Source organism: Streptomyces actinomycinicus (assembly GCF_016741775.1).
Classification (GTDB): Bacteria; Actinomycetota; Actinomycetes; order Streptomycetales; family Streptomycetaceae; genus Streptomyces; species Streptomyces actinomycinicus.
On the sequence record NZ_JAERRK010000020.1, the window covers coordinates 109,819 to 133,135 of the forward strand.

Annotated in this window: 22 protein-coding genes; 8 read left to right on the forward strand and 14 right to left on the reverse strand. The window is 73.6% G+C overall.

The annotated features are described in order from the left end of the window. Position 1 precedes the first annotated feature (1 nt). From JK359_RS29870 to JK359_RS29890, 5 genes are all read left to right on the forward strand, one after another. Positions 2-1,951: a fumarate reductase/succinate dehydrogenase flavoprotein subunit gene (locus JK359_RS29870; protein WP_201842212.1), complete on the forward strand. Its 1,950-nt coding sequence runs from the start codon at positions 2-4 to the stop codon at positions 1,949-1,951. Further along, on the forward strand, positions 1,948-2,697 hold the full coding sequence (locus JK359_RS29875; protein ID WP_201842214.1) for a succinate dehydrogenase/fumarate reductase iron-sulfur subunit: 750 nt from the start codon (positions 1,948-1,950) through the stop codon (positions 2,695-2,697). Before JK359_RS29870 ends, JK359_RS29875 begins: the two co-directional genes overlap by 4 nt. 149 nt (positions 2,698-2,846) lie before the next feature. After that, entirely contained in the window at positions 2,847-3,875 is a 1,029-nt protein-coding gene (locus JK359_RS29880) for a hypothetical protein (protein WP_201842216.1), read from the forward strand. A 141-nt stretch (positions 3,876-4,016) separates the two neighbouring features. Then, positions 4,017-4,787: a GNAT family N-acetyltransferase gene (locus JK359_RS29885; protein ID WP_201842218.1), complete on the forward strand. Its 771-nt coding sequence runs from the start codon at positions 4,017-4,019 to the stop codon at positions 4,785-4,787. Next, on the forward strand, positions 4,787-5,725 hold the full coding sequence (locus tag JK359_RS29890; RefSeq protein ID WP_201842220.1) for a lysophospholipid acyltransferase family protein: 939 nt from the start codon (positions 4,787-4,789) through the stop codon (positions 5,723-5,725). The genes JK359_RS29885 and JK359_RS29890 overlap by 1 nt, the downstream gene beginning before the upstream one ends. Here JK359_RS29890 and JK359_RS29895 read toward each other — a convergent pair. The 3 genes from JK359_RS29895 to JK359_RS29905 form a co-directional block, all read right to left on the reverse strand. Next, positions 5,715-8,045, reverse strand: coding sequence for an ATP-binding cassette domain-containing protein (locus tag JK359_RS29895; protein WP_201842222.1), 2,331 nt, complete (start codon positions 8,043-8,045; stop codon positions 5,715-5,717). The two genes, JK359_RS29890 and JK359_RS29895, sit on opposite strands and share 11 nt — an antisense overlap. A 29-nt stretch (positions 8,046-8,074) precedes the next feature. Continuing rightward, entirely contained in the window at positions 8,075-8,269 is a 195-nt protein-coding gene (locus JK359_RS29900) for an antitoxin (protein ID WP_201842224.1), read from the reverse strand. Between the two features lie 74 nt (positions 8,270-8,343). Then, positions 8,344-9,351 carry an LLM class flavin-dependent oxidoreductase gene (locus tag JK359_RS29905; protein ID WP_201842226.1) on the reverse strand — a complete coding sequence of 336 codons (1,008 nt, stop codon included), beginning with the start codon at positions 9,349-9,351 and terminating at the stop codon, positions 8,344-8,346. 86 nt (positions 9,352-9,437) lie between these two features. Between JK359_RS29905 and JK359_RS29910 the strand changes: the two genes are divergently transcribed. Next, on the forward strand, positions 9,438-9,929 hold the full coding sequence (locus tag JK359_RS29910) for a phosphatase domain-containing protein (RefSeq protein ID WP_201842227.1): 492 nt from the start codon (positions 9,438-9,440) through the stop codon (positions 9,927-9,929). Positions 9,930-9,962: 33 nt separating this feature from the next. On the opposite strand, the gene JK359_RS29915 is transcribed toward JK359_RS29910, so the two are convergent. Beyond that, a complete protein-coding gene (locus JK359_RS29915; RefSeq protein ID WP_067043298.1) occupies positions 9,963-10,178 on the reverse strand; it encodes a dodecin in 216 nt (71 codons plus the stop codon). Between the two features lie 212 nt (positions 10,179-10,390). On the opposite strand from JK359_RS29915, the gene JK359_RS29920 reads away from it, so the two are divergent. Continuing rightward, on the forward strand, positions 10,391-11,647 hold the full coding sequence (locus tag JK359_RS29920; protein WP_201842229.1) for an extracellular solute-binding protein: 1,257 nt from the start codon (positions 10,391-10,393) through the stop codon (positions 11,645-11,647). A 136-nt stretch (positions 11,648-11,783) separates the two neighbouring features. On the opposite strand, the gene egtD is transcribed toward JK359_RS29920, so the two are convergent. Genes egtD through egtA form a run of 4 tightly spaced genes read right to left on the reverse strand, consistent with a single transcriptional unit; the run spans position 11,784 to position 16,250 of the window. After that, the gene (gene egtD, locus JK359_RS29925) at positions 11,784-12,743 is read right to left on the reverse strand and encodes an L-histidine N(alpha)-methyltransferase (protein ID WP_201842231.1); all 960 of its coding nucleotides are present in this window, start codon (positions 12,741-12,743) and stop codon (positions 11,784-11,786) included. Beyond that, positions 12,740-13,555, reverse strand: coding sequence for an ergothioneine biosynthesis protein EgtC (gene egtC, locus JK359_RS29930; protein WP_201842233.1), 816 nt, complete (start codon positions 13,553-13,555; stop codon positions 12,740-12,742). The genes egtD and egtC overlap by 4 nt, the downstream gene beginning before the upstream one ends. Further along, positions 13,555-14,904: an ergothioneine biosynthesis protein EgtB gene (gene egtB, locus JK359_RS29935; protein WP_201842235.1), complete on the reverse strand. Its 1,350-nt coding sequence runs from the start codon at positions 14,902-14,904 to the stop codon at positions 13,555-13,557. Before egtB ends, egtC begins: the two co-directional genes overlap by 1 nt. Then, complete coding sequence (gene egtA / locus JK359_RS29940; RefSeq protein WP_201842236.1) at positions 14,901-16,250, reverse strand: ergothioneine biosynthesis glutamate--cysteine ligase EgtA; 1,350 nt, start codon at positions 16,248-16,250, stop codon at positions 14,901-14,903. The genes egtB and egtA overlap by 4 nt, the downstream gene beginning before the upstream one ends. Before the next feature lie 283 nt (positions 16,251-16,533). On the opposite strand from egtA, the gene JK359_RS29945 reads away from it, so the two are divergent. After that, complete coding sequence (locus tag JK359_RS29945; RefSeq protein WP_201842238.1) at positions 16,534-17,376, forward strand: TIGR02452 family protein; 843 nt, start codon at positions 16,534-16,536, stop codon at positions 17,374-17,376. 38 nt (positions 17,377-17,414) lie between these two features. Here the strand turns inward: JK359_RS29945 and JK359_RS29950 are convergent, their stop codons facing one another. The 6 genes from JK359_RS29950 to JK359_RS29975 form a co-directional block, all read right to left on the reverse strand. Then, positions 17,415-17,885 carry a type II toxin-antitoxin system PemK/MazF family toxin gene (locus JK359_RS29950; RefSeq protein ID WP_201842240.1) on the reverse strand — a complete coding sequence of 157 codons (471 nt, stop codon included), beginning with the start codon at positions 17,883-17,885 and terminating at the stop codon, positions 17,415-17,417. Between the two features lie 116 nt (positions 17,886-18,001). After that, positions 18,002-19,489, reverse strand: a complete 1,488-nt coding sequence (locus JK359_RS29955) for an SPFH domain-containing protein (RefSeq protein ID WP_201842242.1) — start codon at positions 19,487-19,489, stop codon at positions 18,002-18,004. Between the two features lie 132 nt (positions 19,490-19,621). Next, on the reverse strand, positions 19,622-19,840 hold the full coding sequence (locus JK359_RS29960; RefSeq protein ID WP_201842244.1) for an NfeD C-terminal domain-containing protein: 219 nt from the start codon (positions 19,838-19,840) through the stop codon (positions 19,622-19,624). Between the two features lie 26 nt (positions 19,841-19,866). Further along, complete coding sequence (locus JK359_RS29965) at positions 19,867-21,291, reverse strand: amidase (RefSeq protein WP_201842246.1); 1,425 nt, start codon at positions 21,289-21,291, stop codon at positions 19,867-19,869. 119 nt (positions 21,292-21,410) lie between these two features. Further along, positions 21,411-22,376 carry an alpha/beta hydrolase gene (locus JK359_RS29970; RefSeq protein WP_201842248.1) on the reverse strand — a complete coding sequence of 322 codons (966 nt, stop codon included), beginning with the start codon at positions 22,374-22,376 and terminating at the stop codon, positions 21,411-21,413. Between the two features lie 284 nt (positions 22,377-22,660). Then, positions 22,661-23,224 (reverse strand): NADPH-dependent FMN reductase, encoded by a 564-nt coding sequence (locus JK359_RS29975; RefSeq protein WP_201842250.1) that lies wholly within the window; start codon positions 23,222-23,224, stop codon positions 22,661-22,663. Between the last annotated feature and the right edge of the window lie 93 nt (positions 23,225-23,317).

The following is a 23,317-nucleotide window of genomic DNA, read 5'->3' on the forward strand; positions in this document are numbered from 1 at the left end:
CATGACCGACTACGTGAACTACACGACCGGCGAACCGGCCGTCGACGGCAAGGCCCCCGCCGGCCCGGTCCACGAGCGCTGGGACAAGCGCCGCTTCGAGGCCAAGCTGGTCAACCCCGCCAACCGCCGCAAGCACACCGTCATCGTCGTCGGCACCGGCCTCGCCGGCGGTTCCGCGGGCGCCACCCTCGCCGAACAGGGCTACCACGTCGTCCAGTTCTGCTACCAGGACTCCCCGCGCCGGGCCCACTCCATCGCCGCGCAGGGCGGTATCAACGCGGCGAAGAACTACCGCAACGACGGCGACTCCGTCCACCGCCTCTTCTACGACACCGTCAAGGGCGGCGACTTCCGCGCCCGCGAGTCCAACGTGCACCGCCTCGCCCAGATCTCCGTCGAGATCATCGACCAGTGCGTGGCCCAGGGCGTGCCGTTCGCCCGCGAGTACGGCGGCCTGCTCGACACCCGCTCCTTCGGCGGCGTCCAGGTCTCCCGCACCTTCTACGCCCGCGGTCAGACGGGCCAGCAACTGCTGCTCGGCGCCTACCAGGCCCTCAGCAGGCAGATCGCCGCGGGCAACGTGGAGATGCACCCGCGTACCGAGATGCTCGACCTGATCGTCGTCGACGGGCGGGCCCGCGGGATCGTCGCCCGGGACCTGATCACCGGCAGGATCGACACGTACTTCGCGGACGCCGTCGTCCTCGCCTCCGGCGGCTACGGCAACGTCTTCTACCTGTCCACCAACGCCATGAACTCCAACGCGACCGCCGTCTGGCGGGCGCACCGGCGCGGCGCCCACTTCGCCAACCCCTGCTTCACGCAGATCCACCCCACGTGCATCCCGCGCACCGGCGACCACCAGTCCAAGCTGACGCTGATGAGCGAGTCGCTGCGCAACGACGGCCGGATCTGGGTGCCCAAGGCCCAGGGCGACACCCGCCCGCCGAACCAGATCCCCGAGGACGAGCGCGACTACTACCTGGAGCGCATCTACCCCTCCTTCGGCAACCTCGTCCCGCGTGACATCGCCTCCCGCGCCGCGAAGAACGTCTGCGACGAGGGCAGGGGAGTGGGCCCCGGCGGACAGGGCGTCTACCTGGACTTCGCCGACGCGATCCGGCGCATGGGCCGCAAGGCCGTCGAGGCCAGGTACGGCAACCTCTTCGACATGTACCAGCGGATCACCGACGAGGATCCGTACGAGGTGCCGATGCGGATCTACCCGGCCGTGCACTACACGATGGGCGGCCTGTGGGTCGACTACGACCTGCAGACCACGGTCCCCGGCCTGTTCGCGATCGGAGAGGCCAACTTCTCCGACCACGGCGCCAACCGGCTCGGCGCCTCGGCGCTGATGCAGGGCCTCGCCGACGGCTACTTCGTGCTGCCGGCCACCATCAACGACTACCTGGCCCGCAACCCGCACCAGAGTCCGGTCACCGCCGAACACCCCGCGGTCCAGGAGGCGCTGGCCGAGACGGAGGACCGGCTCCACCTGCTGCTGGCCGTGGACGGAGACCGCACCCCGGACTCCTTCCACCGCGAACTCGGCGAACTCATGTGGGAGTTCTGCGGCATGTCCCGCACCGACTCCGGGCTCCGCAAGGCCCTGGAACGTATCCCGCAGATCCGCGAGGAGTTCTGGCGCCGGATCAAGGTGCCCGGCACCGGCGAGGAGTTCAACCAGTCGCTGGAGAAGGCCAACCGCATCGTCGACTACCTGGAACTCGCCGAGCTGATGTGCCTCGACGCACTGCACCGCGCCGAATCCTGCGGCGGCCACTTCCGCGAGGAGTCCCAGACCCCGGACGGCGAGGCGGCCCGCAAGGACGACGAGTTCGCCTACGCGGCGGCCTGGGAGTTCACCGGCACCGGCAAGGCACCCGTCCTGCACAAGGAAGACCTGGTCTTCGAGTACGTCCACCCCACCCAGCGGAGCTACGCATGAAGCTCACCCTGCGCGTCTGGCGCCAGAAGAACGCAGACGCCGAAGGAGCGATGTCCACCTACGAGGTGGACGCCATCTCGCCCGACATGTCCTTCCTGGAGATGCTGGACGTCCTCAACGAACAGCTCATACTCGCCGGCGAGGAGCCGGTCGCCTTCGACCACGACTGCCGCGAGGGCATCTGCGGCGCGTGCTCGCTCGTCATCAACGGTGACGCGCACGGGCCGGAGCGCACCACCACCTGCCAGCTGCACATGCGGTCCTTCCGGGACGGCGACACGATCGACATCGAGCCGTGGCGGGCCTCGGCCTTCCCGGTGATCAAGGACCTGGTCGTGGACCGGTCGGCGTTCGACCGGATCATCCAGGCCGGCGGCTACATCACCGCGCCGACCGGGTCCGCGCCCGAGGCGCACGCCACGGCGGTGCCCAAGGCCGACGCCGACCTCGCGTTCGAGCACGCCGAGTGCATCGGCTGCGGGGCGTGCGTGGCCGCCTGTCCGAACGGCGCGGCGATGCTCTTCACCTCCGCCAAGGTCAACCACCTGAACGTGCTGCCCCAGGGTGCTCCCGAGCGGGAGACGCGGGTGCTGGACATGGTGGCGCAGATGGACGCGGAGGGGTTCGGCGGGTGCACGCTCACCGGTGAGTGCGCCACCGCTTGCCCGAAGGGGATCCCCCTGGTGTCGATCACCGGCATGAACAAGGAGTGGCTGAGGGCCACCCGCAAGGCGGGCAAGCGGTAGCGCCCCCGGGGGCTGGAGCGCGGTCCCCCACGCGCGCCTTCGGCGGGGCGCCGCACAGGACGTTCGTCCATGAAGGGGCGGGCGGGCGGGGCCGGGAGCGGTGCTCACCCGGCCCCGTCTGGTTTCACCGCCCCCTGTAGGCTCCGGCCATGATCTTCGGGAACAAGCGGAAGGAGCAGCGGTTCCTCGACGCCGTCGTCGCCTTCGAGGCCGCTGTGCGCAGCCAGGACGGCGAGCGGGCGCAGCGGGCGCAGCGGCAGCTGTACCGGCACTTCCAGGACGCGGCGGAGCACGAGCTGACGCAGGCCGGCCCGCGGCTGGCCGCGCTGCTGCCGCAGGTCCCGCCCGGTCCGGACGGTGCCGTCGCGGTGGCGGTCGGTGCCTGCACGGAGCGCGGGGCCGACCCGGCCGCCTGCGCCCCCCATGTGCTCGACGGGCTCGCCCGGACCCTCGCCGCGGCCGAGCGGTTCTGCGAACGCTGGGCGGCGACCGGCGGCGGCGAGTTCCCGGACCCGGAGCAGCAGCCTGACGCGGCCCTGTTCGACCGCGTCGGCCGGGAGACGGCCGTGGCCTGGCTCACCCTGCACCAGTGGGAGATGGCGTCCGTCGCCATGCTCAACCACGCCGCCGTCCGCACCTCCCTCGACGCCGGCACGCGCACCGCCCTGTTCCAGGCGCTGCGCTCGGTGGAGGAGGCCTCCGGGCACGACTTCAAATGCCTCGCGTACGCCCTGCTCGTCCTCGACGACGAACCGCTGGTCGTCCTGCACCGGCCCACCGGCACCGGCTACGCCCTGCGCATGAGCGGTGTCGGCGACACCTTCCAGCTGCACACCCTGCTCGCCGACGTCCTCATAGGCGGCGGCCACGTCCCCGGCCGCGCCCCGTCCGCCGAGGAGGCGGCCGTCTGCCGCGACCAGCCCGGCCAGGTGCACACCACCGGCGCCTTCAACCTGGTCACCCCGGCCGGCGACTGGGTGTGGAACGAGGGCACCCCCTCGGACATCCCCGTCGTGGACGGCGTACGGCTGCTCGTCCTGGACCCGCCGCCGTACGAGCGCAGCTGGCCCGCCGGCCGGTTCTTCCCGCACATGACCGGCGACCTCGTCCTGGAGCGCGTACTCGCACCCGAGGAGGCCCGGCGGCTGCTCGCCGGGTGCGTGATCAAGGACGCCTGACCCCGCCGTTCAACATCCCCACATCCACTCTCCTGGCAGAGGTCACGCGCGCGCCAACCGGCATCGGAAGAACTGGAGCGGCGGGCCGTACGCACCGGGCCCGCCGCTGTCGCCGAACCGGCCCGTGACCAGGAGAGAGCCATGACCGGCGTTTCCACCCTCGATCGTCCCCCACAGCCAGCGGTACCCACCCGCTACCGCGTCACCCTCGCCCGCGACGAGGCCGACGTGCGTGCCGCCCAGCGGCTGCGCCACGACGTCTTCGCCGGCGAGATGGGTGCCCTGCTGGCCACCACGGAGCCGGGACACGACGTCGACGCCTTCGACGCCTACTGCGACCACCTGCTCGTGCACGACACGGAGACCGGGCAGGTCGTCGGCACCTACCGGCTGCTGCCGCCGGAGCGGGCCGCGATCGCCGGACGGCTCTACTCCGAAGGCGAGTTCGACCTGGGCCGGCTCGACGCGATCCGGCCCGGGCTGGTGGAGGTCGGCCGTTCCTGCGTCCACCCCGACCACCGCGACGGCGCCGTGATCGGCCTGATCTGGGCCGGCATAGCGCGGTACATGACCGACCGGGGCCACGAGTGGCTGGCGGGCTGCTGCTCCGTGCCGCTCGCCGACGGCGGCGCCCTCGCCACCGGCACCTGGGAGCGGGTGCGGGCCAAGCACCTGGCCCCCGAGGAGTTCCGGGTCCGGCCGCTGCTGCCGTGGGTCCCGAACGCCCAGGCCCCGGCCGACCGCACCGAACTCCCCGCCCTGCTGCGCGGCTACCTCCGCCTGGGCGCCTGGGTGTGCGGCGAGCCCGCGCACGACCCGGACTTCGGGGTCGCCGACCTGTACGTGCTGCTGTCGATGCGCCGGGTCAACCAGCGCTATCTGCGGCACTTCCTCTCCCTCGTGCCGGCCTGATGAGCGTCTGGCTGCCCAGCGCGCCCTGCAGCCCGGGCGCCTGTGTGGAGCCGGCCAGGACCGCCGTGGCCGTACCGCGGGCCGTCCTGCGGCTCGCCACGGTCGTGGTCCTGATGCTGGCCGGAATCGCGCTGTCCCCGCTCGGCGGGAGGATCCCCGCCGAGTGGGTCCGGCGGTGGTGCCTGGCGATCGTGCGGGCCATGGGCGTCCGGGTCCGGATCACCGGGGCCGTCGCGCCGTCCGGCGGGCTGCTGCTGGTCGCCAACCACGTCTCGTGGCTGGACATCCCGCTGCTCGCCGCCGTGCGCCCCGCCCGGATGCTCGCCAAGACCGAGATCCGGCAGTGGCCGGTGGCGGGCCCGCTCGCCGCGCGCGGCGGGGCCCTGTTCATCGAACGGGACCGGCTGCGCGCCCTGCCGGAGACCGTCGCACGGATCGCCGGCGCCCTGCGCGAGGGCGCGGCCGTGTCCGCCTTCCCGGAGGGCAGCACCTGGTGCGGGCGGGCCCACGGCCGCTTCCACCGTGCCGTCTTCCAGGCCGCGCTCGACGCGGGCGTCCCCGTCCAGCCGGTCGCACTGCGCTACCGGCAGCAGGACGGCGTCACCGGCACCGCGGCGGCCTTCGTCGGCGAGGACACCCTGCTCGCCTCGCTGTGGCGGGTGGCCCGGGCCCGGGGCCTGGTCGCCGAGGTGGAGGTACGGCCGGTGATCGCGCCGGGCGCCCACGCCGACCGCCGGGCCCTCGCCCGCGCGGCCCAGCCCGACTCGCCCGAGCCCGCCTGGACCCACGCGGCCCTGATCTCGGACGGCCGGACGGCAGACCCCCGGCGCCCCGCGGCGGTGCCCCCGGCCGGCACCGCGAGGCCCCTGCCCGTGCCGGGAACCGCGCGGTCCGCGTCCGTGTCCGGGTCGCAGGGCCCGTACCCGTTCACGGCATGACCCGCGCCAGATAGGGCGCCGTCACGCTGCCCGCCGTCCGGGCCACCCGCTCCGGCGGGCCGGCCGCCACGATCCTGCCGCCCCGGTCGCCGCCACCGGGGCCCAGGTCGATCACCCAGTCGGCGCCGGCGACCACCGTCATGTCGTGCTCGACCACCACGACCGTGTGCCCGGCGTCGACCAGCCCGTGCAGCCGGTACATCAGCACCTCCACGTCGGCCGGGTGCAGTCCGGTCGTCGGCTCGTCCAGCAGGTACAGCGTGTGGGCCCGGCGCCCGCGCTGGAGTTCGCTCGCCAGCTTGATCCGCTGTGCCTCCCCTCCGGACAGCTCGGTGGCTGGCTGGCCGAGCCGCAGATAGCCGAGGCCCACGTCGAGCAGGCTGCTCAGGCTGCGGGCGGCGGCCGGGGCGTCCGCGAAGAACTCGGCGGCGGCCTCCACGGTCAGGTCGAGCACCTCGGCGACGGTCCGTCCCCGGTACGTCACCTCCAGCGTCTCGGGGTTGTAGCGGGCGCCGCCGCAGTCCGGGCAGGGCGCGTACGTGCTCGGCAGGAACAGCAGCTCCACACTGACGAACCCCTCGCCCTGGCAGGTCTCGCAGCGCCCGCCGGGCACGTTGAAGGAGAACCGCCCCACCCCGTAGCCGCGCGCCCGCGCCTCCTCGGTGCCCGCGAACACCTTGCGCACGACGTCGAACAGGCCGGTGTAGGTGGCCAGGTTGGACCGCGGGGTGCGTCCGATGGGCCTCTGGTCGACCCGGACCAGCCGCCCGGCACCCGCCGGACCCTCCGTCAGCTCACCGATGAGCGTGGACTTTCCGGAGCCGGACACACCCGTGACCGCGGTGAACGCGCCGAGCGGGAACTCGGCCGTCACGGCACGCAGGTTGTGCCGGCTCACCGGCCCCACCTGCAACCAGCCGTGCGGTTGCCGGACCTCACGCGCCGGACCGGGTGCCTCGTCGAAGAGGAACGCGGCCGTCGCCGACTCCTCGACGGAGGCCAGCTCCGCCACCGGGCCGCTGTACAGCACCCGCCCGCCGTGCTCGCCCGCACCGGGGCCCACGTCCACCAGCCAGTCGGCGCCGCGCACGACCTCCAGGTGATGCTCCACCACGAACACCGAGTTGCCCGCGGCCTTCAGCCGGTCCAGCACGGTGAGCAGTGCCTCGGTGTCCGCCGGGTGCAGACCGGCGGACGGCTCGTCCAGCACGTAGACGACACCGAACAGCCCGGAGCGCAACTGCGTGGCGAGCCGCAGCCGTTGCAGTTCACCCGCCGAGAGGGTGGGGGTGGACCGGTCCAGGCTGAGGTAGCCGAGGCCCAGCTCCACCACGGGTGCGATGCGGGACTTCAGATCCTCGGTGAGCACCCGGGCGGCCGCCGTGCCGCCGTCGAGCAGCGCGGCGAGGTCGGTCAGCGGCAGCGCGGCCAGTTCGGCGATGGTCCGGCCGCCGAAGGTCACCGCGAGCGCCTCCGGCCGCAGCCGGCTGCCGCCGCAGACCGGACAGGGTGCGCTGGTCAGGAACCGTTCGGCCTTCGCCCGCAGAGTGGCCGACTTGGTGTCGGAGTACGTCTTCAGCACGTACCGGCGGGCGCTCATGTAGGTGCCCTGGTACGGCCGTTGGATGCGGTCCGCGTCCCGGACCGGGTGCACGGTGACGACCGGCTGCTCGTCCGTGAACAGGATCCACTCCCGCTGCTCGGCGGGCAGGTCGCGCCAGGGCCGGTCGACGTCGTAGCCGAGGGTGTCGAGGATGTCCCGCAGGTTCTTGCCCTGCCAGGCGCCCGGCCAGGCCGCCACCGCGCCCTCGCGGACGGACAGCGAGGGGTCCGGGACCAGGAGTTCCTCGGTGGTGTCGTGCACCTGTCCGAGACCGTGGCACCCGGGGCAGGCGCCGGCCGCCGTGTTCGGCGAGAACGCGTCCGAGTCGAGCCGTTCGGCGCCCGCGGGGTACTCCCCGGCGCGCGAGTACAGCATGCGCAGGGAGTTGGAGAGGTTGGTGACCGTGCCCACCGAGGAGCGCGACGTGGGGGCCGAACGGCGCTGTTGCAGCGAGACGGCGGGCGGCAGCCCGGTGATCTCACCGACCGCGGGCGCCCCGACCTGGTGGATCAGCCTGCGCGCGTAGGGCGCGACCGACTCGAAGTACCGCCGCTGCGCCTCGGCGTAGATCGTGCCGAACGCCAGGGAGGACTTGCCGGAACCGGAGACGCCGGTGAACACGGCCAGTACGTCCCGGGGGATGTCCACGTCGACACCCCTGAGGTTGTGCTCACGGGCGCCGCGGACGCGGACGTACGGGTCGTGGGGGCTGTGCATCGGGGAACTCTATCCGTCCCCGTGCGCCCCTACTGCGGAGGGTTGCCGCGATCCTGCGGCCGGGTGCCGAACTCGTCCCGCAGGGTGTCCTGCCCGGTGTCGACCTGGGACCGGTACTTCTTCCCGGTGCGCTGGTCGACGTAGTCGCCGCCCTTGTCGATGCCCTTGTCGGCCATGCCCTCGTGGCCCTTGAGCATGCCCTTGATCTTGTCCATGATGGACATGGCAGCCCTCCTCGTCGGTTGAGGCTCGCCCTCCCAGGTTCACCGTCCGCGCCCCGCACCGCATCTCGAGCGGCTCAGCGGGCCGCCGTGAGGAGCCCGGCGAGCCGCCGGTAGGAGTCCAGCAGGGCCGCACGGTCATGGGTGCTGGTGGTGACCAGCACCTCGTCGGCGCCGGTCTCCTTCAGCACCGTCTCCAGCTCGTGCGCGACCCGGTCCTCGGTGCCGGCGATGTGCCCGGCGAGCCCGGACTCGTACAACTCCCGCTCCCTGGCGGTCATCGCCCGCGCCTCGACCGACTCGGCGGGGAGCAGCGGCGGGAACGTGCCGTGCGTGCGCGAGTACGCCATCGACCAGGCCTCGGGCACCAGCAGCCGCCGGGCCTCCGCCTCGGTGCCGGCGACCGCGACGGTGCCGGAGATCACGACGTACGGCTCGGACGCCCAGCGGGAGGGCCGGAACAGGGAGCGGTACCGGTCGATGCCGCGGAGCATCCTCTCGCGGCTGCGCAGATCGCCGATGACCACGGGCAGACCGGCGAGCGCCGCGATCCGCGCACCCTCGCCCATGGCCAGCACGAACGGCGGCACCGTCAGCCCGTCCGCCGGGCGGGCGCGCACCCCGGCCGGTGAGCTGCCCGTGAACCAGCCCAGCAGCTCGCCGAGCTGCGCCGCGAAGTCCTCGGCGTCGCCCTTGTCCCGCCCGAGGGCCTTGCGCACCCCGTCCGTGAACCCCACGGACCGGCCGAGCCCCATGTCGATCCGCCCCGGGAACAGGGCCTCCAGCACTCCGAACTGCTCGGCCACGACCAGCGGCCGGTGGTTGGGGAGCATGACCCCGCCGGTGCCGACGCGGATCGTCCGGGTGGCGGCGGCGACCGCGGCGGCCAGCACGGTCGGCGCGGAACCGGCGACCCCGGGCACACCGTGGTGCTCCGACACCCAGAAGCGGTGGAATCCGAGCGCCTCCACCTCCCGCGCCAGCGCGACGGTGTCCCGCAGCGCCTCGGCGGGCGGCCGGCCCTCCCGGGTACGCGAACGGTCGAGGACGGAGAACCGGGTCCGGGCGATCACTGAACTGCTCACACACGCTTCAACGCCCTGGCGGGCCGGTGATTCCCGAGGACGTCCGACGGCCGCCCCGGGCGGCAGCCCGCACTAGGGTGGCCCGTGTGACCGACAGCAGCACGCGTCCGCTCGCCGTGTTCGATCTCGACAACACCCTGGCCGACACCGCTCACCGGCAGCACTTCCTGGAGGGCCGGCCGCGTGAATGGGACGCGTTCTTCGCTGCCGCGCCCCAGGACCCGCCGCTCGCCGAGGGGGTGGCGCTGGCCGTCGAGAGTGCCCGGGAGTGCGAGGTCGTCTACCTCACCGGCCGTCCCGAGCGGTGCCGTCAGGACACGCTGGCGTGGCTCGCGGACCACGGTCTGCCCGCGGGACGCGTGTACATGCGCCGCAACGCCGACCGCCGGCCCGCCCGGTTCACCAAGCTGGAGATCCTGCGCCGGCTCGGCCGGGACCGGGAGGTCCGGGTCCTGGTCGACGACGACGAGCTGGTGTGCGACGACGCCGAGCGCGCCGGGTTCACCGTCGTGCGGGCCCGCTGGGCCGGCAGGTCGGCCGCGCTGGAGGACGCGCAGGAGCGCGAGGGCCGCACCTGAGGCCGCAGCGGCGGCTGCGGGCGCCGGGCCGGCTCAGTCGCCGTCCTCGATGCGGAAGCCGACCTTCAGGCCCACCTGGTAGTGCTCGATCCGGCCGTTCTCGATCTGGCCGCGGACCTGCGTCACCTCGAACCAGTCCAGGTTGCGCAGGGTCTGGTCGGCTCGGGCGATGCCGTTGCGGATGGCCTGGTCGACGCCCTCGTGCGAGGTGCCGACGATCTCGGTGACCCGGTAGGTGTGGTTCGACATGCGGGTGCTCCTCTCGTCTCACGCCGTACTCCACCGTGCCGTATCGGCGCTCCGCCCGCACGGCGTCGCCCACGCGGCGTCGGTACCCCTTGACCCTCCGCATTGGTCCATACCAAAATCCAGGACACCCGTACGAGCACCCGTGCTCGTCCCCCCACGCCGGGCCCCCACCCCTGTCCGCACCACCCATGCCAGACAGAACAGGACCCCTCGTGAGACAGCGTCTGCTCGCCCTCATCTGCGTCACCGGCTCCCTCGTCAGCGCCTGCGGGATGCTGCCCGGCGGACACGAGCGGAAGACCGTCACGGTCTGGCTGATGAAGGACAGCGCGTCCAGGGACTTCCTGCGGCGATTCACCGAGGACTTCGAACGCACCCACGAGGACCTGCGGTTGGACATCCGCATCCAGGAATGGACCGGCATCGTGGAGAAGGTCCGCGGCACGCTCAAGGAGGACTCCGAGGGCGGCCCGGACGTCATCGAGGTCGGCAACACCCAGGTGCCGCTCTACGCCGACGGCGGCAGGCTCGTGGACCTCACGCTGGAGTCCATGCGCGACTGGGGCAAGGAGAAGTGGCTGCCCGGCCTCGCCCAGCCCGGCAAGGACGGCAACAAGCAGTACGGCATCCCCTGGTACGCGGCCAACCGTGTGGTCATCTACCGCAAGGACCTGTTCGAGCAGGCCGGTGTCACGGGCCCGCCCAGGACCCGCGACGCGTGGCTCGCCGCCACCGAGAAGCTCGACACCGGCGGCAACCAGGGCATCTACCTCGCCGGACAGGACTGGTACACGCTCGCCGGCTTCATCTGGGACGAGGGCGGTGACCTGGCCCGGGAGAAGGACTACGCGTGGCGGGGCACCCTGGACACACCGGAGGCGCTGCGCGGCATGGACTTCTACCGGCGGCTCCAGGCGCTGGGCGGGGGCCCCGTGGACGCCGACGAGGAACACCCGCCCCAGGCCGGGGTGTTCGCCCGCGGCAAGGTCGCGCAGATCATCGCCGTACCCGGGGTCGCCCAGTCGATCGTGCGGCAGAACCCGGAGCTGAAGGACAAGCTGGGCTTCTTCCCCGTGCCCGGCACGGGCGCCGGCCGGCCCGGCACCGTCTTCACCGGTGGCTCCGACCTGGTCGTCCCCGAGAACACCGACGACCAGTTCGCCGCGACCACCGTCGTCGCAGCGCTCACCGGCGCCAAGTGGGACACCGAACTCGCCCGCACGATGAACTACGTGCCCAACAAGACCACGCTGGCCGGTGCGGTCGCGGGCGAGGAGGGGGTCGCCGCCATGGCCGCGGGCGCGGCGCACGGCCGGGCGACCCCCAACACCCCCCAGTGGGCCGACGTCGAGGCCGACAACCCGATCAAGGAGTACATGACCCGGGTGCTCGAGGGAGCGGACCCGGCGACCGAGGCCCGCCGGGCCTCACGCGAGATCACCGGGGCGCTCGCCCCGGACGTGAACTGACCCGGTGGACCGCGCCCACCGGGCCGGGCTCACGGGACCTTCACCGGACCGGTTCATGGACCCGGTTCACGGGTCTGGGTTCACCGGGCCGGGTTCACGGGTCCGGGTTCACGGCAGCGGGTTCACGGCAGCGGGTTCACCGGGCGACGCTGAGCGACAGCGCGAAGCGGCCCTCCGCGTCCGTCCACCAGTGGGTCAGATCCAGTCCCACGGCGGCCAGTTCCGCGGTCACACCCTCCTTCCGGAACTTGGCCGAGACCTCGGTGCGCAGGTCCTCGCCCGCCGCGAAGTCCACGGCGAGGTTCAGCGCGGGCACCTTCACCGTCTGCGCGGTACGGGAGCGCAGCCGCATCTCGATCCACTCCCGCTCGGCGTCCCACAGGGCCACGTGGTCGAAGGCGTCCGGATCGAAGTCGGCGCCCAGTTCCCGGTCGACGACGGCCAGTACGTTCTTGTTGAACGCGGCCGTCACCCCGGCCGCGTCGTCGTACGCCCGGACCAGCACCCGCTCGTCCTTGACCAGGTCGGTGCCGAGCAACAGCCCGTCGCCCGGCGCGAGCAGGGAGCGCACGGAAGTCAGGAACCCGGTGCGTTCGGCGGGCAGCAGGTTGCCGATCGTGCCGCCGAGGAAGGCCACCAGCCGGGGCCCGGGCGTGGCCGGCAGGGCCAGCGGGGCGGTGAAGTCGGCGATCAGCGCATGGACGTCGAGGTCCGGGCGCTCCGCGACGAGGGCCTGACCGGCCTGGGTGAGGGCGCTCTCGCTGACGTCGACCGGGACGTAGGCGGCGAGCGGGAGCGCGTCGATCAGATAGCGGGTCTTCTCCGAGGAACCCGAGCCCAGCTCGATCAGCGTGCGGGCACCGCTCGCGGCGGCGATCTCCCCGGACCGGGCGACGAGGATCTCCCGCTCGGCGCGCGTGGGGTAGTACTCGGGCAGCTCGGTGATCTCATCGAACAGTTCGCTGCCGCGGGCGTCGTAGAACCACTTGGGCGGCAGCCACTTGGGGCTGTCGGTGAGGCCGTTCAGGACGTCGGCGCGCAGCGCGGCGTCCGTCGCGTCCTCGGGGAGGGTACGGGTGACGTGCAGGGGGCTCAACGACAGGGCTCCTTCGGTGAGGGGGGCGCTTCCGCCCGGGCGGGGCCGACGGCGGGAACGGTCGCCGGATCCTCCAGCGGGGCGAGCAGCACGCCGGCGCGGCTCGCGGTGAGCACGGTGCGGTCGGGGACCTCCTGCCAGAGGGGGTCGTCGTCGTACGGCTCGGAGGCGACGACCGTGCTCCGGCCGGGCTCCGTGCGGTACCAGAGGGTGTCGCCCCAGGCGGTGGCGGTGACGGTGGTGCCGTCGGTGAGCAGGAGGTTCAGCCGGGAGGCGGGGGCGGCCCGCGCGAACCGGCGGACCGTCTCGCCGAGGGCCCGCTCCGGTTCCTCCCCGCAGCGCAGCAGGTGCAGGACCAGCGCCCACACGAACGCCGAGTCGGTCCGGGCCTGCAACGAGAGCAGTTCGACCGGGGGCAGCGCGGGCACCAGGGGTGCCGCCGAGTCCGGCCAGCCCGCGATCGCGCCGTTGTGGCTGAACAGCCACCGGTCCGCCGCGAACGGCGCCGCCGCGGCCTCCGCGTCCGCCCCCGCGAGGGTCGCGTCCCGTACGGCGGCGAGCACGGCACCGGAGCGGACGACCCGGGCCAGGTCGGCGAAGGACAGGTCGGCCCAGATCGGCCCGGCCCGCCGGTAGCGGGCCGGCACCGGATCGTCCGGGGAGTACCAGCCCACCCCGAAACCATCGGCGTTGACCGTTCCGTACCGCTGCCGCCGCGGTGCCCACGACTGCCGGAACAGGCTGTGCGCAGGCTCCACCAGGTACCGGCCCAGCGGTGCTTCCGGTCCCAGGTAGGCGAGGTGACGGCACATCAGCAGGCCTCCGAGCGGGCGGTGCGGAACCCGGAGAAGATCTGCCGCCGGACCGGGTAGTCCCAGTTACGGAACGTGCCGCGGCAGGCCACCGGGTCCACGGCGAACGAACCGCCGCGCAGCACCTTGTGGTCGGAGCCGAAGAAGACCTCCGAGTACTCCTTGTACGGGAACGCCCGGAAACCCGGGTACGGCAGGAAGTCGCTCGCCGTCCACTCCCACACGTCGCCGATCAGCTGCCGCACGCCGAGCGGTGACGCACCGGCCGGATAGCTGCCGGCGGGGGCGGGCCCGAGGTGCCGCTGGCCCAGGTTGGCGTGCTCGGGCGCCGGGTCGGCGTCCCCCCACGGGTAGCGCATCGAGCGGCCCGTGGCCGGGTCGAAGCGGGCAGCCTTCTCCCATTCCGTCTCGGTGGGCAGCCGCCGCCCGGCCCAGCGGGCGTAGGCGTCCGCCTCGTACCAGCACACGTGCACCACCGGCTCGTCGGGCGGCACCGGCTCCGTGAGCCCGAACCGGCGCCGGAGCCACTGGCCGCCGTCCCGGCGCCAGAACAGCGGGGCGGTGATGCCGTGCCGCCGGATGTGCGCCCAGCCCTCCGGCGACCACCAGCGCTCACCGTCGTAGCCGCCGTCGTCGATGAACGCCTGGTACGCCGCGTTGGTGACCGGGGTGGTGTCGATCCAGAACGGTGCCACGTCCCGCGGATGCGCAGGGCGTTCGTTGTCCAGCGCCCACGGCTCGACGGAGGTGCCCATGGTGAACGGGCCGCCGGGCACGAGGACTTCGGCCGGGCCGGTGAACGGCGGGGCCGGCTCCGGATCCGGTGCGGTCAGGGCCCGGGGCCCCTTGCGCAGCTGATGGGTTATCAGCATGGTCTCGTCGTGCTGCTGTTCGTGCTGGGCGATCATCCCGAAGGCGAATCCGGCCTCGGTCAGCCGGGTGCCGCGGAAGTCCGCCGTCTCCAGCAGGTCCAGCGCCCGGCCGCGCACCTCGGCCGCGTACCGGCGGGCCTCCTCGGGCGGCAGCAGGGGCAGCTTGGGGCGCTCCGCGCGCGGGTGCTCGAACGCGTCGTACAGGCCGTCGATCTCGGGCCGCATCGCGTCCCGGCCGCCGACCGCCCGCAGCAGCCACAGCTCCTCCTGATTGCCGATGTGCGCGAGGTCCCACACCAGCGGCGACATCAGCGGGGAGTGCTGCGCGGTGAGGTCCGGCTCGCCGACGCAGGTGGTCAGCAGCGTGGTGCGGTCACGGGCGGTCGTCAGGGAGGTCAGCGCGCGCTTGCGCAGCGCCTCGGTGTCCGTCCCGGCGGTCTCGGTCTCGGTCTCGATGTCGGTCTCGGGGGCGGTCATGTGCGGACGTCCTTCCTCCCGTGGGCGGTGCGGGTGCCCCCGGCCGGGGCCGGCCGGGACCGGGGCGGATCCAGGGCGGGCAGCCGGTCCAGCAGGTCGTCGGCCGGGCAGCGGCCCCGGGCGACGTGACGGTCCCGGTAGGCCGCTACGGCGTCGATGACCCGGGGGGTGGCTCCGAGCCGGGGCAGCGCCTCCAGGGCCGCCCCGAAGCAGATGCCGGCGGCCTCGCGCAACTCCGGGTCGGCGAGCCCGAGCCGGGCCGCGTCGACCCACAGCGGGTTGTGCGGGGCGGGCCGGTTCAGGGCCCGTTCGGCCAGCGGTTTCACGGTCCGGTACGCGGTCTCGGCGGCATGCGGATCGTCGAACAGCGCCGCCGTCACCGCGAGCGGCACGATCCAGCCGTCCTCGCCGGGCTGCGCGTCGATCATGCGCAGCTCCAGGTGGCCGCGCGGCCGGACCGGCGGGAACAGGGTGGTCAGGTGGTACTCGAGGTCCGCCCGAGTGGGCGGCCGGGGCGACCCGGAGCGGGTCCACTCCCGGAAGGTGAGACCCTCGGGCACCTCCCAGGGCCCGCCGTCGTCCCGGCGGACGCACATCACCGGTGCGTCCAGCACATGCCGGGCCCAGGCGGCCCGTGGCTCGGCGTTCAGCGGGGGAGCGCCCGCCCGGCCCGCGCCGATCTCCGTCCACCGCAGCTGCCGGGTGGACTGCCAGCCCGTGGGACGGCCGCCGCTCAGCGGGGAGTTGGCGAACGCGGCCACCAGCACCGCGCCCAGCTGGTGCGCCAGCCACCAGCGCCGGACGTGCCCCAGCGGGCCGGGCTCCTCGTGGCCGGCGTCCACGCAGACCTGGACGGAGGCCGAGGCGCACATCATGTGCCGGCCGGCCGGACCGGTGCGGTCCAGGCAGACCTCCATGGCGTCGTAGCGCGGTGCGTGCAGGAACCTGCGGGGCGCGTGCCAGGGGTCGTGGCCGATGCCGGTGAGGCCGAGACCGTCCTCGGCGAGCACGGCCCGGACGGTGTCCAGGTCGGCGGAGACGGTGTCGACGCACTCCATCAGGGAGGCGGCGGGCGGCGAACTCAACTCCAGCTGGCCGCCGGGTTCGACGGTGAGCGCCGACCCCAGGGGTACGGTCCGCAAGGTGGCGTAGACCGCTTCGAGCCGTTCGGCTGTGACGGGGAGCCGCGGCAGCTCCAGCGAGTGGACCAGCCACTCCAGCTCCACACCTAGGGCGCGGGGCGGCCCGGTCTTGAAGCAGATGCCCCGGACCAGGGCCTCCACCTCGGCCTCGGTGACGGCGGTGCGGTGGCCCGTACAGTCACCGCCGTTCTGTGATTCGGACATGTTTCGGGATCCTCCAGAGAGTCCACCGTTCCACCGGCCCGGCAACGGATGATCCGGACCGGCACTCGTCCCACCCAAAACCCTCGCGCCGATTCGCACAAGGGTGCGCACCCCAACGTTCCGGATCGGTCACATCCGTTTCCCGCTGCGTTTCCGGAGCGTTCCGGGGGCGGGAAACTCCGTTGCACAGCATCACCAGCATCACCCAGGATGCCTGCGTGAGCACGACGAGCACGGCGGAGACCGCTCGGGCCGTGGTCACGGCGTCCACGGGGGTGGTGCCGTGAGCGCGCGCCTGCGCGGGATCGCCGCCAAGACGGAACGGATCGTGACGGCGGGCCGGTACCGGGCGCCGGACGGCCGGGAGGTGCCGGTCGCGGAGGCGGTCCGGGCCGCACGGGCGGGCACCCGGATGTTCGGTCCCGCCCCGGTGCCGGTCGAGCCGGCGGCCGGGCGGGACACCGTCTTCGAGGTCACCGGAGAGAGCAGCCTGGAGGCGGCCCGCCGGCTGGCCGACGCCCCGGTCGCCGTCCTGAACTTCGCCTCGGCCCGGAACCCGGGCGGCGGCTACCTCAACGGCGCCCAGGCCCAGGAGGAGGCCCTGTGCCGCGCCTCCGCGCTCCACACCTGCCTGCTCGAGGCCCGTGCCTTCTACGACCACCACCGCGCCGACCGCGACCCGTTCTACACCGACCGCGTCATCCACTCCCCGGCCGTCCCCGTCTTCCGCGACGACCGCGGCCGGCTGCTTCCCGGCCCGTACCCGGCGGGTTTCCTGACGGCCGCCGCCCCGAACGCGGGCGTGATCCGGCGTACGGCCCCGGAACGGGCCGCCGAGCTGCCCGGCGCCCTGACGGTGCGGGCGGAACGCGTGCTGGAGACCGCCGCGGCCCACGGCTACCGGCGGCTGGTGCTCGGCGCCTGGGGCTGCGGCGTCTTCCAGAACGACCCGGCGCAGGTCGCGGGCGCGTTCCGGGCGGCGCTGGGACCCGGCGGCCGGTTCGCCGGCACCTTCGGGCACGTGGTGTTCGGAGTGCTGGACCGGACCCCGGGCGCCGCGGTGCGCGAGGCGTTCGCACGGGCGTTTCCCGAGGCCCTGAGCGCCACCGACCGGGCCAGGGCGTAGCGCCGTGGCCGGCCGCCCTGCTCCGGGACGCGGGCCGGTCAGGTCCAGCCGTAGCGCTCGTGCAGCCGCTGTCGGACCAGGTTGAACCGCATGCGGTCCAGCGCACAGGCCTCGCGGCGCATGCCCTCCTCGTGCAGCCGCAGCACCCGGCCCACGTTCACCCAGGAGTCACGGCCCGCCCGGTCCCACGGCCCGCTGCCGATCGCCACCCACTCCCGGGCGCCCCTCGCGCCGCCCTCCCGCTCGGCGTCGTGCCGCTTGCTGGACAACTGCACGGCGAGGAAGGTACCCGCCGCCTCCCGGGCCACGACCAGGACGGGGCGGTCCTTGCCCCGGCCGTCGTTCTCCTCGAACGGCACCCAGGTCCACACGATCTCGCCGGGGTCCGGGTCGCCGTCGTGGGCCGGGGAGTACTCGGTGCGCACCCGGCCGACCTCGCGCGGGGCGGCCTCGGTGGTGGCGTGCGGGCCCCTGCGGCCGGGGACGTCCTCTTCGGTAAACGTGCTCACGCGGGCACCCTAGTGCCCCACCTCCCGGGCGTGACGGGCACCTGCCGCCCCCGGCCCGTCGACACGCAGGGCCGGGGCCCTGGTGAGGGACCCCGGCCCTGCGTCACCGCTTGCCGTCAGCCCTCCTGATCCACCCGTACCTTCTGCGGCGGTGGCGCGGCCACCCCGTTGGGGGACGGCGAAGCGCCGTTCAGGGACTGCCCGTTCTCGCCCATCGTGGCGAGCAGCTTGCGGGCCAGGCCCAGCCCCGTGCCGCCCATGGTGAGCGCCTTCGCGAACAACTCGCCCATGCCGTCGGCGCCGTTGAGCAGCACCATGTTGTCCACGTTGCCGAACGCGGAGGCGCCCGCCTGGACGATCTCCGGCCACTTCTCGGCGAGTTGCTGGGCGACGACCGCCTCCTGGTTCTCGGCCAGGGCCGCGGCCCGCGCCTTGATGGCCTCCGCCTCGGCCAGACCCTGGGCCCGGGTCGCCTCGGCCTCGGCCAGACCCTTGGCCTGCGCGGCGGCGGCCTCGGCCTCACCGGTGGCCCGGGTGGCGGCCGCGCTCGCCGCACCCCGGGTCTTGGTCGCCTCGGCCTCGGCACCGGCGGCGGCCTTCACCCGGGTCGCCTCGGCCGCCGCCGCCAGCTCGGTCTCCTTCGCCCGGGCCTCGGCCGCCGAGATCCGAGCGTCGCGCTCGGCCTCGGCCAGCGTCCGCGTCTCGTACGCCCGGGCGTCGGCCGGCTTGCGGACGTCCGCCTGGAGCTGCTGCTCCCGCCGGTGCGCCTCCAGTTCGGCGACCCGCGTCTCCTGGACGACGACCTCCTGCCGGGCCCCGGCCGCGGCGAGCGGGCCGGCCTGCTGGGCCTTCGCCGCCGCCTTGTCCCGCTCGGCCTGGTAGCCGGCCTGCAGGATCTCGCTGTCCCTGATGGCCTCCGACATCCGGGCCGCCGCCTGCTGCTCGGCCTCGGTGGCCAGCCGGTTCGCCTCCGCCTGCGCGATGCGCGCGTCCCGCTGGACGGCCGCCGCGTGCGGCATCGCCAGGTTCTGGATGTAGCCGGTCGGGTCCTCGATCTCGTGGATCTGCAGCGAGTCCACGATCAGCCCGAGCTTCTCCATCTCCGTGCCGCAGGCCGCCCGGGTCTGGCCGGTCAGCTTCTCCCGGTCACGGATCATGTCCTCGACCGTCAACCCGCCCACGATGGACCGCAGATGACCGGCGAACACGTTGTGCACCCGCTCGGACATCAGCCTCTGCTGGTCCAGGAAACGGCGGGCCGCGTTGGCGATCGACACGAAGTCGTCGCCCACCTTGAAGATGACCACGCCCCGCACCTTCAGCGGAATGCCCTGGTGCGTCACGCAGTCCACTTGCAGCTCGGTCTCGTTCAGATCCAGCGACAGCTTGCGCACCGCCTGAACACCGGGAAGCACGAGCGTGCCCCGCCCGGTGACGATGCGGAAGCCCATCCCCTCCTCCAGGCCCTCGGTGCGGTGCTTGGACCCGGAGATGACGAGCGCCTCGTTCGGCTCGGCGACCCGCCACATCATCTTGAACAGACCGATCAGGACGAGGACGGCAACGACTACCGCCCCCGCAACGACGCCGACCATCATCGGCATACGCCCCCTTTGCATGGTGCCCGTTCGGCACCGAACGAAGGGAGTGTGCGCCCGCCCGGGCGTGCGGTGAAGACGCCGGCGAAACCTTGTTGCAATCTTGACGCGCGCCCCCTCACCTGTGGGTACGCGCGCTCAACTGTCGTACGCCGCCGTGACGTAGACGGTCCTCGGCGGCAGGTGCTCCACCACCATCACCACCGTGCCCGGGGTGATCCGGGCCGAGCCGTCGGCCGGGTGCGCCAGGAAGTGTTCCGCGCCTCCGCGCACCCGCACGATCACCTCGCCCACCAGACCGGGCCCCACCGTCCCGGTCACCCGCCCCATCAGCCCGACCATCGACGCGTCGCCCATGGCCCCAGCGTACGGGCGGAACGCCGTCACGCGGCCGGCCGGTCCGCGTCCGCCCGCTGCGGCGGCCACCGTTCGTGCCAGCGCAGCTCCGCCTCCAACTGGGCGGCCAGCGACACCAGCAGGGGCTCGCTGCTGGCCGGGCCGAGCAGCTGCGCGCCCACCGGGAGACCGGGGCCGGCGAACCCGGCGGGCACGTTCACGCCCGGCCAGCCCAGCACGTTCCACGGCCAGGCGTACGGGCAGGCGGCGATCATCGCGCGGTCCGTGGCCAGTCCGCCCAGCCGGGCCAGGGCGCCGATGCGGGGCGGGGGAGCGGCCGTCGTCGGCGCGAGGATCACGTCGTACGACCGGAAGAACGCGCCGATCCGCCGGTGCAGCACCGTCTCGGCGCGCCGGGCGATCCGCAGCGGGGCCCCGGCGAGCAGCCGGCCGAGCCGCGCCGCGCCCCGGGTGCGCGGGTCGAGCAGCGTGGGGTCGGGGGTCTGACGGACCCGGTCGGCGATCCCCGCGGTGGCCCGTGGTACGAAGGTCAGCCCGATCTGCCCGTACGGCGGATCGGCCTCCTCGACGTCATGCCCCAGTCCGGCCAGCTTCTCGGCGAGTTCGAGGATCCGGGCGCGGATCTCCGGGTGCAGCCGGGCCGGTACGGCGGTGAACGGAGGCTTCAGGGACAGGGCGATGCGCAGCCGGCCCGGGTCGCGGCCGACCGCGTCGGCCACGGTCAGGGCGGGTGGCCGGTGCGGGTCCAGGTCGTGGTTGCCGCTCGCCGCGTCCAGCAGGAGGGCGGCGTCGGTAACGGTACGGGCGAGGGTGCCGTTGACGGTGATGCCGTGGAAGGACTCGCCGTGCGGCCAGGTCGAGATGCGGCCCCGCTGCGGCTTGATGCCGATCAGATGGGTCCAGGAGGCCGGGATGCGCACCGAACCGGCGCCGTCCGAGCCGAGTGCGGCCGGCACCAGCCCCGCGGCGACGGCCGCCGCCGAACCGCCGGAGGACCCACCGGGGGTGTGCCCGGTGTGCCAGGGGTTACGGGTCTCCCCGAAGGCCGGGCCCTCGGTGAACGGCCACTGCCCCAGCTCGCACGTGTTGGTCTTGCCGACGATCACCGCCCCGGCCGCGCGCAGCCGGCGTACCGCCTCCCCGTCCGTGGCCACCGGCGGAAAATCACCCGGACAGCCGAACGCGGTCGGCTCACCCGCCACGTCCATGTCGTCCTTCACCGCCACGGGCACGCCGAGCAGCGGGCGCCGCACACCGGCCGCCAACTCCCGGTCGGCGGCCTCCGCCTCGGCGAGCGCGGCCTCGGCGCGCACGATCCGGAAGGCGTTCAGCGAGGGCTGTGTGGCCTCGATCCGGGTCAGCGCCTGCTCCACCAGCGCACGGGAGGACACCTCCCCGTCGGCGAGGGCACGTCGGGTGTCCGCGAGGCCTGCGGCACGGTCGGGTGTCATGGGGGGAGCACCTCCGGGAGGCTCCGGGCACGATGTCTACCGAACGGTAACGTCAGATCGGGGCCGGCGTACGGGTTTCGCACAGGTGTCTTGCGGAAGCCGGTGCCGGCCGGCGGACCTCACTGCGCGAGCAGCCGGCGCAGCCACCCCGCGCGTGTCGCCCGGGCCGTGCGGGACAGGGCCGCCTCGGGGGCGAGGTTGTCGAAGCCGTGGCAGCCGCCAGGCCAGACGTGCAGCTCGGCCACCCCGCCGGCCCGCCAGACGCGGGACGCGTAGTCCACCACCTCGTCCCGGAAGGTCTCCGCCGAACCGACGTCGAGGAAGGCCGGGGGCAGCCCGGAGAGGTCGGCGGCGCGGGCGGGGGCCGCGTACGGGGAGACGTCGGGGCCGGCGCGGCGGTCACCGAGCAGAGCGGTCCATGCGGTCTCGTTGGCGGTGCGGTCCCAGACGCCCCGGCCGGCCATCTGGGTGCCGGAGACGGTGTCGTTGCGGTCGTCCAGCATCGGGGACATGAGCACCTGGCCGTGGATCCGCGGGCCCCGCCGGTCCCGGCAGAGCAGGGCGAGCGCCGCGCAGAGGCCGCCGCCCGCGCTGGCGCCCGCGACCACGATCCGGTCCGGGTCGCCGCCCAGTTCCTCCGCGTGCTCCGCGGTCCACGACAGCCCGGCGTACGCGTCCTCGACCGGTGCCGGGTGCGGGTGTTCGGGCGCGAGCCGGTACTCCACCGACACGACCACCGCGCCCAGTTCCCGTGCCCAGGCCAGCGGCTCGGTCACGCCGGCCCGGTTGGTGCCGGCCACCAGTCCGCCGCCGTGCGCGTGGTAGATCACCGGCAGGGCTGCCGTGGCCGGGGCAGACACCGGACGGCACACGAGGAGGGAGACGTCCGGTGCGCCCTCGGGCCCGGGAACCGTACGGTCCTCCGTCTCGAACGCACCGTCCAAGGTGAGGTCGAACAGCTCGACGGCCGTGCCCTCCCGGGCGGCATCGAGGTCGGCCAGGGTGAAACCGGGCGCGAGCACGCCCCGGAACCGCTCCAGCTCCGCGGCGACTTCCGGATCGAACGGCGGAGGGTCCAAGGCCATCGCTTCTCCTCCCGTGTGACGGCGTCCCCTGTGCGGTCATGATCCGCGTGTGCGGTCATGACCCCATTACCCCGTCGCGGACGAAGTGCGACCCACCGTCCTGATCAGGCGTGCCGGGGGGCGGCGCGGGAGTACGGCGAAGGGCCGGAGCCCGTGGGGCTCCGGCCCTGCAAGGGACCCGGGGGAGAGAAGGCGGCGCCGGCTCAGGGAGCGGGGCGCCGGCGGACCCACGCGGGTCAGGCGCCGGCGCACCCCTGAGGGCCGGCCCTCTCGGTCCCTTGGCGTCAGGCCGCGGCGTTCTCGCCCACGGTGCCGTGCAGACGGGCCACGACCTCGGTGAGCTGGGCGGCGACCTCGGTGTCGTCGATCGGGTGGGTCTCGGCGAAGCGGGTCAGGGAGCCGGGGATGGACAGCTTGATGTCCTCGATCACCTTGCCGCCGGCGACGCCCACGGACTTGCGGGCCTCGTCCTGGGCCCACACGCCGCCGTACTGGCCGAAGGCGGTGCCGATGACGGCGACCGGCTTGCCGCCAAAGGCGCCGGCACCGTACGGGCGCGACAGCCAGTCGATGGCGTTCTTCAGGACGGCCGGGATGGTGCCGTTGTACTCGGGCGAGAAGAGCAGGAAGGCGTCGGCGCCCTGAGCGGCTTCGCGCAGCTTCACGGCAGCGGCCGGGACGTCGCCCTCGACGTCGATGTCCTCGTTGTAGAACGGCACGTCGGCCAGGCCCTCGAAGAGCTCGACCTCCGCGCCCTCCGGCGCGAGCTTCACGGCGGCCTCGGCGAGCTGACGGTTGTGCGAACCGGCGCGGAGGCTGCCGACGAGCGCGAGGATGCGAACAGACATGGGAACTCCAAGGGGCTCAAACATCGCAGTGACGATCCGGACCGGGGTCCGGATAGTTTGTATCACCGTAAGCGGACCGCGGTCCAGTTTTGT

Bases quoted from the DNA above. Each gene is read 5' to 3' on its own strand.
- JK359_RS29890 (WP_201842220.1), top strand. From the start codon at position 4,787: ATGAGCGTCTGGCTGCCCAGCGCGCCCTGCAGCCCGGGCGCCTGTGTG.
- JK359_RS29895 (WP_201842222.1), bottom strand. From the start codon at position 8,045: ATGCACAGCCCCCACGACCCGTACGTCCGCGTCCGCGGCGCCCGTGAG.
- JK359_RS29955 (WP_201842242.1), bottom strand. From the start codon at position 19,489: ATGCCGATGATGGTCGGCGTCGTTGCGGGGGCGGTAGTCGTTGCCGTC.
- JK359_RS29965 (WP_201842246.1), bottom strand. From the start codon at position 21,291: ATGACACCCGACCGTGCCGCAGGCCTCGCGGACACCCGACGTGCCCTC.
- JK359_RS29970 (WP_201842248.1), bottom strand. From the start codon at position 22,376: ATGGCCTTGGACCCTCCGCCGTTCGATCCGGAAGTCGCCGCGGAGCTG.
- JK359_RS29900 (WP_201842224.1), bottom strand. From the start codon at position 8,269: ATGTCCATCATGGACAAGATCAAGGGCATGCTCAAGGGCCACGAGGGC.
- egtB (WP_201842235.1), bottom strand. From the start codon at position 14,904: ATGACCGCCCCCGAGACCGACATCGAGACCGAGACCGAGACCGCCGGG.
- JK359_RS29870 (WP_201842212.1), top strand. From the start codon at position 2: ATGACCGACTACGTGAACTACACGACCGGCGAACCGGCCGTCGACGGC.
- JK359_RS29875 (WP_201842214.1), top strand. From the start codon at position 1,948: ATGAAGCTCACCCTGCGCGTCTGGCGCCAGAAGAACGCAGACGCCGAA.
- JK359_RS29960 (WP_201842244.1), bottom strand. From the start codon at position 19,840: ATGGGCGACGCGTCGATGGTCGGGCTGATGGGGCGGGTGACCGGGACG.
- egtC (WP_201842233.1), bottom strand. From the start codon at position 13,555: ATGTGCCGTCACCTCGCCTACCTGGGACCGGAAGCACCGCTGGGCCGG.
- JK359_RS29885 (WP_201842218.1), top strand. From the start codon at position 4,017: ATGACCGGCGTTTCCACCCTCGATCGTCCCCCACAGCCAGCGGTACCC.
- JK359_RS29880 (WP_201842216.1), top strand. From the start codon at position 2,847: ATGATCTTCGGGAACAAGCGGAAGGAGCAGCGGTTCCTCGACGCCGTC.
- JK359_RS29915 (WP_067043298.1), bottom strand. From the start codon at position 10,178: ATGTCGAACCACACCTACCGGGTCACCGAGATCGTCGGCACCTCGCAC.
- JK359_RS29975 (WP_201842250.1), bottom strand. From the start codon at position 23,224: ATGTCTGTTCGCATCCTCGCGCTCGTCGGCAGCCTCCGCGCCGGTTCG.
- egtA (WP_201842236.1), bottom strand. From the start codon at position 16,250: ATGTCCGAATCACAGAACGGCGGTGACTGTACGGGCCACCGCACCGCC.